This is a genomic window from Maribacter antarcticus DSM 21422 (assembly GCF_000621125.1).
Lineage (GTDB): Bacteria > Bacteroidota > Bacteroidia > Flavobacteriales > Flavobacteriaceae > Maribacter > Maribacter antarcticus.
In genome coordinates this window covers 39,888-50,998 of sequence record NZ_JHZC01000021.1, presented here as the reverse complement: position 1 = coordinate 50,998, position 11,111 = coordinate 39,888, and the positions used below count along the sequence as shown (strand labels likewise).

Annotated in this window: 13 protein-coding genes; 6 read left to right on the top strand and 7 right to left on the bottom strand. The window is 39.2% G+C overall.

Features of this window, described 5'->3' with window-relative positions:
• Positions 1-260 precede the first annotated feature (260 nt).
• Positions 261-1,328, bottom strand: a complete 1,068-nt coding sequence (locus tag Q360_RS0115425) for a DUF3810 domain-containing protein (RefSeq protein ID WP_027077884.1) — start codon at positions 1,326-1,328, stop codon at positions 261-263.
• Positions 1,329-1,389: 61 nt separating this feature from the next.
• Between Q360_RS0115425 and Q360_RS0115420 the strand changes: the two genes are divergently transcribed.
• Positions 1,390-2,841, top strand: a complete 1,452-nt coding sequence (locus Q360_RS0115420) for an aminoacyl-histidine dipeptidase (RefSeq protein ID WP_027077883.1) — start codon at positions 1,390-1,392, stop codon at positions 2,839-2,841.
• A 185-nt stretch (positions 2,842-3,026) separates the two neighbouring features.
• On the opposite strand, the gene Q360_RS0115415 is transcribed toward Q360_RS0115420, so the two are convergent.
• From Q360_RS0115415 to Q360_RS0115405, 3 genes are read right to left on the bottom strand one after another with little or no spacing between them, the layout of a single operon-like run.
• Positions 3,027-4,163: a peptidylprolyl isomerase gene (locus Q360_RS0115415; protein ID WP_027077882.1), complete on the bottom strand. Its 1,137-nt coding sequence runs from the start codon at positions 4,161-4,163 to the stop codon at positions 3,027-3,029.
• Positions 4,164-4,173: 10 nt separating this feature from the next.
• Entirely contained in the window at positions 4,174-4,728 is a 555-nt protein-coding gene (gldI, locus tag Q360_RS0115410; RefSeq protein ID WP_027077881.1) for a gliding motility-associated peptidyl-prolyl isomerase GldI, read from the bottom strand.
• Positions 4,725-5,741 carry a DHH family phosphoesterase gene (locus tag Q360_RS0115405; protein ID WP_027077880.1) on the bottom strand — a complete coding sequence of 339 codons (1,017 nt, stop codon included), beginning with the start codon at positions 5,739-5,741 and terminating at the stop codon, positions 4,725-4,727. Before Q360_RS0115405 ends, gldI begins: the two co-directional genes overlap by 4 nt.
• 75 nt (positions 5,742-5,816) lie before the next feature.
• Between Q360_RS0115405 and Q360_RS0115400 the strand changes: the two genes are divergently transcribed.
• Both Q360_RS0115400 and Q360_RS0115395 read left to right on the top strand, forming a co-directional pair.
• Positions 5,817-6,836 carry an alkaline phosphatase D family protein gene (locus Q360_RS0115400; RefSeq protein WP_027077879.1) on the top strand — a complete coding sequence of 340 codons (1,020 nt, stop codon included), beginning with the start codon at positions 5,817-5,819 and terminating at the stop codon, positions 6,834-6,836.
• Positions 6,837-6,881: 45 nt separating this feature from the next.
• Complete coding sequence (locus Q360_RS0115395) at positions 6,882-7,301, top strand: nucleoside-diphosphate kinase (protein WP_027077878.1); 420 nt, start codon at positions 6,882-6,884, stop codon at positions 7,299-7,301.
• Positions 7,302-7,497: 196 nt separating this feature from the next.
• Here the strand turns inward: Q360_RS0115395 and Q360_RS0115390 are convergent, their stop codons facing one another.
• From Q360_RS0115390 to recF, 3 genes are read right to left on the bottom strand one after another with little or no spacing between them, the layout of a single operon-like run.
• Positions 7,498-7,794 (bottom strand): DUF721 domain-containing protein, encoded by a 297-nt coding sequence (locus Q360_RS0115390; RefSeq protein ID WP_027077877.1) that lies wholly within the window; start codon positions 7,792-7,794, stop codon positions 7,498-7,500.
• Between the two features lies 1 nt (position 7,795).
• Positions 7,796-8,212 carry a hypothetical protein gene (locus tag Q360_RS0115385; protein ID WP_027077876.1) on the bottom strand — a complete coding sequence of 139 codons (417 nt, stop codon included), beginning with the start codon at positions 8,210-8,212 and terminating at the stop codon, positions 7,796-7,798.
• Positions 8,213-8,214: 2 nt separating this feature from the next.
• Complete coding sequence (recF, locus tag Q360_RS0115380; RefSeq protein WP_027077875.1) at positions 8,215-9,294, bottom strand: DNA replication/repair protein RecF; 1,080 nt, start codon at positions 9,292-9,294, stop codon at positions 8,215-8,217.
• Positions 9,295-9,417: 123 nt separating this feature from the next.
• On the opposite strand from recF, the gene Q360_RS0115375 reads away from it, so the two are divergent.
• From Q360_RS0115375 to Q360_RS0115365, 3 genes are all read left to right on the top strand, one after another.
• The gene (locus tag Q360_RS0115375) at positions 9,418-10,185 is read left to right on the top strand and encodes a tetratricopeptide repeat protein (RefSeq protein ID WP_027077874.1); all 768 of its coding nucleotides are present in this window, start codon (positions 9,418-9,420) and stop codon (positions 10,183-10,185) included.
• A complete protein-coding gene (gene ribH / locus Q360_RS0115370; RefSeq protein WP_027077873.1) occupies positions 10,185-10,667 on the top strand; it encodes a 6,7-dimethyl-8-ribityllumazine synthase in 483 nt (160 codons plus the stop codon). Before Q360_RS0115375 ends, ribH begins: the two co-directional genes overlap by 1 nt.
• A gap of 173 nt (positions 10,668-10,840) precedes the next feature.
• Complete coding sequence (locus tag Q360_RS0115365; RefSeq protein WP_316931540.1) at positions 10,841-11,110, top strand: riboflavin synthase subunit beta; 270 nt, start codon at positions 10,841-10,843, stop codon at positions 11,108-11,110.
• The last annotated feature ends 1 nt before the right edge of the window (position 11,111 follow it).

Here is an 11,111-nt window from a genome sequence, read left to right as displayed (position 1 = left end):
AATGAGTGAAAAGTAATGAGTGAAAAGCAATGAGTGAAAAGTACGTAGTAAAAACTACCTAGTATTGAAGGAGAAGTAATCAGTAAAAAGTTGGTAGGTGTACTACCTAAAATGCCTTTGCGAGGAGCGAGGAGAAAGATGAAGTGATGCCTTAATGGGTTCGTGACCTAGCCATTTGTTGCTTTGATGCTCGATGAAGGATGACTTGCTCGTGTTTGAATTTGATATTTGAGTTTGAACTTGAACTTGACACATGCACTTTAAAGAGGATTCTCCTTATGATACGCAATCAATAATGAGACCACTGCATTGTAGCTCTGTATGCCTTGCGATTGATTGTTTGCTTTTAAAAAGGAATTGAATATCGACTTAAAAACGGGTTCTAACGGATTTTCATATTGATTCCAAAACACCGACATCTCTTGAAAATTTAATTTTACCCCACCATTAAGTTTGGTGAGCAGTTCATCAAAAACGACGGTATCGCCCCTGCGAACATCATTAAGGCAGTAGCCCAGCGCATACGAATAAGCTGCATATTTAAAATAGGTGTCTTCATTGTTGGCTGTGACCAAGTAGCCGATAAAATTGGTTTCGTTTTCTGCTGAATAGCCCAATTGATGTCCTATTTCATGCCCTGCGACTACCGGAAATCGAAAGTTTGGGAGTAGTCCGTTTACCTGTGCTTCATTGGTAAAGGGATTAAGATATCCAGCGTAGCCCATATACGTCAACGCCTTACTAAATACTGATGTTTTTATACTAGGGTGCTCATATGCCAAGAAGGGGTGCTTCTTTGTAAGCTTTTCGTAGCTCATCAAAGTCATGTCAAATTGTTCTTTATGCGTATAGGGAATAGCTACTTTTAGGGCGGAATCTTTGGTGATTTTAAGTTGCGTTTCGTTGGTCTTCGTAATCAATTGCCTTGTGAAATCTACCAGTTCTTGATAGTCTTTGGTTTCTTTCAACTGAAACTTAGCTGCAATGGGCTCTCGGTAATAGTTAAAGCCCCACATCAAATGAAAGGTAAAATAGGCAATGGAAAGTACCATCGTCACATCCCTTAAAAACCGGAACTTGTTTTTTAGTATGCTGCGCCCGTTTTTATATAGGTAACCAAGGGCCAGCAGTATCAAGGAAGTGTATAGTACATCTCCAATAGAAAAGGGAATCCACCCGAACAGCCACCTGAAAAATTGAGAAACAACGGGGTATACCCCATGGCTATAATAGGTTTCAATCCAATTGGTATGGGAACCAAGCCATTTAACTAGTATAATTTGAGGAAGCAGGGAAAGGGCAATTCCTGTTTTTAAGTTCATCTTCATTGCCTCAAAAATAGCGAAATCCTTTTTCTGTTAGTATTTTTGAAGTTGATATTATAATGCTATGAACAAAGAATTATCTCAATTACAGCCTATTTCTGTATGGACCAATTTTGCGAAGCTCAATGCGGTGCCTAGACCTTCTAAAGATGAGGAACGAGTGATTGCCTTTGTCATGAATTTTGGAAAAGCCTTGGGTCTAGAAACGGTTGAGGACGAAGTAGGGAATGTGATTATCAGAAAACCCGCCAGTAAAGGGATGGAGCACAAAAAAATGGTGACTTTACAATCGCATTTGGATATGGTACACCAAAAAAATGCGGATACTATTTTTGATTTTAACACACAGGGCATTCAAATGTACGTGGATGGCGATTGGGTAAAAGCAAAAGGAACGACTTTGGGTGCCGATAATGGTATGGGCGTAGCGGCAATTCTAAGCTTGTTGGAAAGCACGACCATTGCGCACCCCCCCTTAGAAGCTTTGTTTACGATTGATGAAGAAACTGGGATGACCGGTGCTTTTGGGTTAAAGGGAGGAATTCTTAAAGGGGAGTTATTACTGAATTTGGATACTGAGGAGGATGATGAGATTGATATCGGATGTGCAGGCGGTATAGATGTGACAGCTACCCGAAGTTATACTGAAAAAATATCGGTTCATGGGGATGTTGGTTATCAAATTAAAGTAAATGGACTTAAAGGCGGCCATAGTGGTATCGATATTGACAAAGGTCTAGGGAATGCCAATAAGATTATGAACCGACTACTGTATGCTGGTATAGCTTTTCATATGCGTATTGGAAGTTTGGAGGGAGGCAGTTTACGAAACGCCATACCAAGGGAAAGTGTTTGTTTACTGAATATTGATAAAAGGCAGGTAAATTCCTTCTTGGAAGCTGTAACTGCTGTCGTAGAGGAAATTAAACAAGAATTGACGCTTGTAGAACCCGATTTGAATATTCAGATTACGGGCGTAGAAGCATCAAAAAAAGTAATGGGCCTAGGTGCACAAGGAAAACTCATTAAGGGTGTTTATGCTGCTGTTAACGGGGTATATGTGATGAGTGTCGCTATACCTAATTTGGTAGAAACCTCTAATAATATCGCTAAGATAGAAGTAAAGAATGGAGAAATTACCATTGGTTGTTTGACACGTTCTTCTGTGGAAACCGGAAAAATGGACTTGGCTCATTCGTTAAAATCGGTCTTTGATTTGGCCGGATTTGAAGTGGTCTTTAGCGGATCTTATCCGGGATGGCATCCAAATCCAAATTCTAAAATTTTAAAAGTTGCCAAGGGCTTATACCAAGATTTGTTTAAAGAGCAGGCTAGGGTAGTGGCATGCCATGCGGGCTTGGAATGTGGTATTCTTGGACAAAACTACCCGGAGATGGATATGATAAGTTTTGGACCTACTATTATAGGCCCACATTCACCAGATGAACGGGTCTCTATTTCATCTGTGCAGAAATTTTGGAAATTTTTGACGGCGCTTTTGAAGCAAACGCCATAGGGTGTTTGTCATCATGCGTTGTATCGGTTATCGTATTTGCTTTGCTATTACGTTCTTTTTCCTTTGTTGAACTACAGGAAAGGGCAAGTAAAAAAAATCAGCCTATATGCCAAGAAAACCACTGTTTTCAGGAGCATATAGGCTGATTTTTTAATTTTATATTCCTCTATATGTAAACTTTTGGACTATCTAGTTCCAGTGAGTTCTACATCAAAAATGACATCGGAATTTGGTGGGATTGGACCCGCGCCTTGCGCTCCCCAACCCATATGAGAAGGTATGAACAAACGCATCTTATCACCCACTTTCATACGTAACATGCCTTCTTCGAATCCTGCAACTAGTCCAGAATTAGTCGAATAAGTCATTGCTGCTGGCATATACCCACCACCTTGCGCTCTTTTTTCATCGTAGGTGTTATATTTCTTGGCTATTTCTTCGTAGTTGCTTTCAAACAGTGTACCATTGGGCAAATAACCGGAGTACATCACATCTACTTTTTGGCCAATTTTCGGTTTCTCACCATCGCCTTCTTTCAACACTAACAGCTTTAGCCCGGATGGAAGTTGTGTAGCTTTCTCAGATTGTGTTTCCAGTTCTTTTGCAAATTCAGCCATCATACCAGCCATAGCAGCTTGTTTTTCTGCTTTTTCCTTTTCTATGGCTGCCAAACGTTCTTCTTCGTTGTTGAAGTAATCCGTCATTGTTTGAACGGCGTCAAATTTTTTGGCTTCTTTTCCATTCCTGATAATTTCTACCGTATTCATACTTACGCTGTCTACTGGCTTATTGCCTGCTGCCACAGGAACATTGGCAATAGAGTCTACTACAGCCATACCTTCTACCACTTCTCCAAAAATAGTATGTATACCATCTAACCAAGGGGTAGGTTTGTGGGTGATAAAAAACTGACTTCCATTAGAGCTTGGGCCACTGTTCGCAGAGGAAAGAATTCCTTTTCTATCGTGTACCAAGGAGTCGTTAATTTCATCCATAAAGCGATAGCCCGGGTTTCCTGTTCCCGTGCCGGTAGGACACCCACCTTGTATCATGAAATCTTTCATAATACGGTGGAAAATGAGTCCGTCATAGTATTTTTTACCTTTAAAATTTTCGCTAACGAAGGGACTATTACCTTCTGCTAAGGATACAAAATTAGCAACGGTAACTGGGGTTTTGTCATGCTCCAAACGCACGACGATATCCCCTTTGCTGGTTTTGATTTCTGCAAACAGGCCCTCTCCCAAATCTGCACGACTACTTGTTTTGCAACTAGCCAAGGCAAGTGCGAATACGGCTAAAACATATAATTTCTTGAACATAATGGTAAATTTAAATATCTGATTTAAGTTGTTGTTTTTCAATCTTTAAAATTCGAATCGTTGCTTTTAAAGGAATGTTGATTCCGATTTTTTTACTATCTCCGTGTATTCCAAAAGCCAAAGAGGAAGGGAATAAAAAGGTAGCTTTTTCGCCTTCCTTTAGTAATTTTACTGCGTTCCTGAGTCCGATAAAAAGCTCTTGTTTGTCTACCTTATAGGATACAACTCCAATTTCTTCCTTCGAGTACAAGGTATCGTTCTCCAAAGTAAGCAGATTGTAGGTCATAACAACAAGGTCATCTGTTTTTGGCGTGTAGTTTACACTATCGTTTACGACGAGGTAATGATACCATGAACCAGATGCCGTATGGCTGTAGTATTTTAGCGAATCGGTTTTGATGATTTCTTGTATTTTTTGCTCCTCTGCTTTTAATAAGTTTTGGCTACGTTCTATAGAGGCCTTGAAAAAACTCCCGCTTCTGGTCTGTACTGGTTTCCTGGGTTCTGGACCATTGCAGCTTATTAGTATGAGTAGTACTATAAAACCTGAAAAACTTGTTTTCATTTGGTAAGGGCTTTTTTAAATTGTGGTAATAAAGATTCAAAATAGCTTATCGTTTCAGCAATGGAAAAATCACTTTTTCCTCCTGCCGCATTGGTATGTCCGCCTCCGTTAAAAAATTGTCTAGCAAAATTATTAACGTCAAAATCACCTGCAGACCTAAAGGATATTTTAAGGATGCCTTCTTCTTTGTTTTCAATAAATATAACCGCAAAGCGAATATTGTCTAAGGTGAGGCCGTAGTTTACAAAACCTTCGGTATCCCCTTTGGTAAACTTATATTGATCTAACTCTTTTTGGCTAAGCGTAATATAGGTTGTATTATATGCTTCTAAAATCACCATGTTTTTTAAAGCACATCCTAAGAGATGCAGCCTACTTGGCGAATTGGTATCGTAGATACGGCTATGTATGGCTGTATTGTCTGCGCCTTTGTCTATGAGGTCCGCAATTATTCTATGTGTGGTGCTTGTGGTCGCTTTAAACTTAAAGGAACCTGTATCTGTCATGATTCCGGTATAGATGCAGTTCGCCATTTCTGAGGTGATGTCATCGGTTGCATCTAAATAATCCAAAAGGTGGTACACCATTTCACAGGTAGAACTCATATGTACATCGGAATACATAATTTCTGCATAGTCCGATGGTTCTTGATGATGGTCTACCATAACAAAAGCAGCAGCTGCTTTTTCCAAGTACTCCGTCATTTGGCCAACACGCCCAAGATGATTAAAATCTAACGTAAATATGATTTCCGCATTGTGAAGAATGTTCTTTGCTTGTGTGTTTTCTTTTTCGAAGTTTAAAACGCTTTCTGCCCCTGGCATCCATTTTAAAAATTTAGGAAAATCATTGGGTGCTACGACCACCGTTTCATGCCCCTTGCTCTTGAGGTAATGCCAGAGCGCTAGGGTAGAACCGATGGCATCGCCATCGGGATTTTTATGTGGGATAACCGCTATTTTCTTTGGTGCGGAAAGTAGTTTTTTGAGGGCATTTATGTGCTCTAAATTCATGGCGGCAAAGATACAATTTAATACCATAAAGGTAAAAATGAAAGTGTATTTTTGTATTTCTAACCCTAATTTGTAATGAGAAAAACACTTTTACTTCTTTGCTTTATGGTAACCATCTCTTGTGGCTCAATTAAAAAGACGACAAAAGCTAATGATGCCTTTACCATTGCCTTCGGCTCCTGTAATAAAACCTCCTTACCTAATGTATTATGGGACGATATACAGCAAACGAAACCTGATGTGTGGATTTGGGGTGGCGATAATATTTATGCAGATACGGATGACATGCAAAAGCTAAGGAGTATGTACGCCGCACAAAAAGAAATACCAGGCTATAAGAAGTTAATGACTACTGTAGCTGTCATTGGAACTTGGGACGATCATGACTACGGTCTAAACGATGGCGGAACAGAATTCTTAGCTAAAAAAGAAAGTCAGCAAGCCTTTTTGGACTTTATGGACGTTGGAGCCGATAGTCCAAGAAGAAAGCGAGAAGGTGTTTATGCTTCGCATGCGTATCAAACAGCCGAGGGAAGCGTAAAAGTACTCGTTTTGGATACGCGGTATTTTAGAACGGCGCTAACGCCAGATACGGAAACCAAGAAACGAACCAAGCCAAATGAATATGGAGAAGGTACAATGCTTGGAGCGGCGCAATGGTCTTGGTTGGAGCAAGAGCTGACAAGTTCAAAGGCCGACTTTAACATTATTGTAAGTAGTATTCAATTCCTTTCCAATGCACATGGATTTGAATGTTGGGGTAATTTCCCGCACGAAGTGGACCGCTTTAAGCGCACCATTGCCAATTCGAATGCAAACGGCGTTCTTGTGCTGTCCGGTGATCGTCACATATCAGAGATTTCTAAAATTGAACTTTCAGATGTGTCTTATCCTTTAATCGATTTTACCAGCAGTGGTCTAACGCATGCGTACAGAAGTTTTACTGGAGAAACAAACCCCTTTAGGGTAGGATCGGTGGTAAGTACCGAAAGTTTTGGCACCGTACGATTGAATTTTAAAACAAAAACTGCAGTATTGCAGATGTTAGGTGATAATGGCGTGGTACTCGGAGAAGTACGACAACGCTATGAATAGTTGTGGGTTGAATAGAAAACCGTATTTTTGCGCAAAATTTTAGATATGAGTACACATAGAACATTTACAATGATTAAGCCAGATGCCGTCGTAAACGGTCATACAGGGGCTATATTGGAAAAAATAGCAGCATCTGGATTTAAGATTGTAGCTATGAAATATACACAGCTAAGCCTTAGGGATGCGCAGGAGTTTTACGCCATCCACAAAGAGCGTCCATTTTTTGGTGAATTGGTAGCATTCATGACAAGAGGACCTATCGTTTCTGCTATCTTAGAAAAGGAAAATGCTGTCGAGGATTTTAGGGCCTTAATCGGTGCTACCAATCCTGCGGAGGCTGCTGAAGGAACAATTAGAAAAATGTTCGCTACGAATATCGCCGAGAATGCGGTTCATGGTTCAGATAGCGATGAGAACGCTGCTATAGAAGGTGCTTTTCACTTTTCAGGTAGGGAAATTTACTAGTTATTATAACTAGTTTAATACATAAAAAGACCGCTTCAAATGTATTTGAAGCGGTCTTTTTGGTTCTTAACGTGAAGCTACTTGGGGGTTCAGGGTCATGCTAACCCTATTAGAGATTTTGGCGGAAGAATATCAATTTTTTTAGCTACTTAATTCTTGGAAATATACTTTAAACCAATAATAAAGATATACTTGCTTATCGGAGTATTATTTTTCTGACTAGATTTTTACCTAGTTCTTCGTTCATCATACTTATGATTTTTGATATACCTAAGCTAAGTTCTTCTCGCAGTACAGATGACGAAAGGGAAACATAGAGTATGTCGTTTTTAAGTTCAATAGCCGTGGTGTAATTGTTGACACCATTACCCATAAGTCGCACCCAAGCGGCGCGGGCATCTACTTTATCCATGCCACCCTGCAGCTTATTCTTTTGGATAAAGGCAGATAATGCCTCTTTCATATTAAGATTGTTATTTTCTCTTTTGGCCATATTACGGAGTAATACTAATGGGTTCAAAACGTTTGTAGTGGTATAGGATACCGTCTTCATTCTGCATAGAAAAATTATCTTTACTAAGCGCAGTTATTGTTTCCTGCCATTCGCTAAGGTTATTTTTGTAGACTATATAGAATGCTCCTTCATGTATATTTATTTGAAAGGGTTCTGCATCATCGGAGGTTTCGTAATTACCATCAAATCTAGGCTTCATTTTTTTTCTAAACCCTTTTAATCCTTCCAATTGTATAAAATCTATATCAGTACTCATTCTGTATTCCTTTTGGCCTCCATTCGGAAATTCCACCCGTTCTATTTCCCAGTATCCATTAAGAAGATTGAGTTTTTCTTTACTAACTGAAGTGCAGGAGAGTAGCAGGGTAAATCCTAAAAAAAGGAGTAAAGGTTTCATAGTTATAGTTTAAAGATTTTATAGGATTGATGTATTTTTTTAACCACATTTTCGGTCCTATCCGCATGGGTGTCACTAACAAATATTTGGCCGAAATTTTCATCGTTTACTAAGGTAATAATATGTGCGACCCTATGCTCATCTAATTTATCAAAAATATCGTCTAAAAGCAAAATAGGAGTGGTTTGTGATACCTCTTGCATAAACTGAAACTGTGCAAATTTTAAAGCGATTAAAAAGGACTTCTGTTGCCCTTGGCTTCCGAATTTCTTAATGGGGTAGTCAGTAATGGTAAAGCTAAGGTCGTCTTTATGTATGCCAACACTTGTGTATTGTAAAGCCCTGTCCCTATCTATACCATTTTCCAATAGGCTGGCCATGTCGCTATGGTGCAGTTTGCTGTCGTAACTTAGGTGTACTTCTTCCGTATTTCCTGTAATTGCTTTGTATTGCGTTTTGAAAATTGGGATGAACTTTTCTAAAAATTCGGTTCGTTTTACAAATATTTCCGACCCATAAGTATGCAGTTGCTCATTATACACCGCTAAAGTAGCTTTATCAAAAGTATGGTTGGCTGCAAAATATTTTAACAGGGCGTTTCGTTGGGATAGTACTTTGTTGTAATTAATTAAGGACTGGAGATAGGTTTTGTTCGATTGGGAAATGACACCGTCCATAAATTTTCGCCGTACATCACTGCCTTCTGAAATAAGGTCGCGATCTGCGGGTGAAATAATGACGAGTGGTAATAGGCCTATATGTTCTGCAAGGCGCTCGTAAGCCTTTCCGTTTCTTTTGATAATCTTTTTATTGTTTCGTTTTAGGCTACAAACAATTTTTTCTTCCCGATTTTCTTTTTCAAAAAGGCCTTCTACCACAAAGAAATCGGTTCCGTGCTTTATGTTCTGAGAAGCAATCGGATTGAAATAGCTTTTTCCAAAAGAAAGGTGGTAAATAGCGTCTAGTATATTGGTCTTTCCCTTACCGTTATCACCCACAAAGCAGTTGATTTTTGAATCGAATTCTAAATCCTTAGACTCAAAATTTTTGTAGTTAAGAAGCGATACCTTTTTGAGAAACATTAAAATTTATCGAATTTTTGATTTGGATAGACCAATTTCACTTGAATAATCCAAAAATAACGAATAAATACGCCATTGGATTTCAATAAAAACTTTATTTTTGGGCGACCAATAAATATAGAGATGGCAACATATAAAAAAAGAGGATTTAAACCACAAACTAAGGCTGAGATTCAGGAGTTTGATGCGCAAGAGAGCACAACGGCAGAAGTGTTCAGTAGCTTGGACGAAGGAGCTTCCAAATCGGAGGAATGGGTTTCCAAAAATCAAAACTATATTTTAGGCTTTATAGGGGTTATTGCTGTAGGTGTATTGGGGTATTTGGCCTATGTACAATTTGTGCAAAAACCTAAAGAGAGCGATGCAGCAAACGAAATGTATTATCCACAACAGTATTTTGATCAGGCTTTAACTAGCACAACGGCTAAGGACTCGTTGTTTACATTGGCGCTGGAAGGTGCCGAGGGCAAGTATGGCTTTTTAGATATTATGGAGGAATATAGCGGTACCAAAGCAGCTAATTTAGCAAGCTACTCTTCTGGGATGGCATATTTAAACATGAGCAAGTACCAAGAAGCAATTGATTATTTGGAAGGTTTTAGTTCTGATGATGAAATTCTTGGCGCACTGGCAAAAGGAGGTTTAGGAGATGCTTTTATGCAATTGGAGCAAGCTTCGGATGCTTTAGGATATTATGAGGCAGCAGCTGCACACAGTACAAATACGTATACAACACCAAAATTTTTATATAAAGCGGGTGTAACCGCCCTTGAAATGGGAGATAAGTCCAAAGCTTTAGGTTTTTTCCAACGCATCAAGGACGAATTTCCTAGTTCTGAAGCGGCTACCGCTATAGATGCGTTCATTGGAATGGCAAAAGGAGGGGCGTAATGGCAACAGCTAATAAAAATTTATCGGCTTACGATAAGACAACAATCCCAAGCGCGAATAAATTTCGGTTTGGGATTGTTGTTTCTGAATGGAACCACGAAATAACCGAAGGTTTATACAGTGGAGCTGTTAAGGCTCTTTTAGATTGTGGCGTCCATGATTCAAGCATAGTACGGTGGAATGTGCCCGGTAGTTTTGAGTTAACGCACGGATGTAAGAAATTGATCCAACAAGGCGGTTTTGATGCTGTTATTGCCATTGGTAGTGTAATACAGGGCGAAACCAAACATTTTGATTTTGTCTGTAGTGCAACATCGCAAGGTATTATGGACCTGAATGTACAAACAGATGTTCCCGTTATCTTCTGCGTACTTACAGACAACACCTTACAACAGGCAGTAGATCGTAGTGGTGGTAAGCATGGTAACAAAGGAGCCGAAGCCGCTATTGCGGCTATTAAGATGGCTGCTTTGGGGACTTAGTGGTTAACGAATCTCGTTTTATTTTTTTCATATTTTTTTGATTGCATCAGAAAATTTACCATAAGATATGCAACCGATGGGGGTGTTAACAAATTTTGGCACTTCTTTTAACGGGCCTTTTTTGGTTTTTGAGTAACTTTGTACCTATGGGAATGCTGAGTAAAATAACGCGGTTGCGTAGAAATAGACAGTACGACTACAATCCTAGGTACTATGACGATAAAGGCAAGGGAAACCCGTACAAGTTAGAGCCTAAATTTGATAAATATAGAAGTACCTTAAGTAACCAACGAGGTTTAAAGAATAAAATCAGTAATGCGTTAGAAGATACTCGCAGAGAGGGCGATCGCACTCTAAAAATAAGAATGGTCGTTATTTTGGCTATTTTAGTTTTTATTTTTCTATTTATAATTGATTTTGACCTCACCATATTCTTTTTCTGAT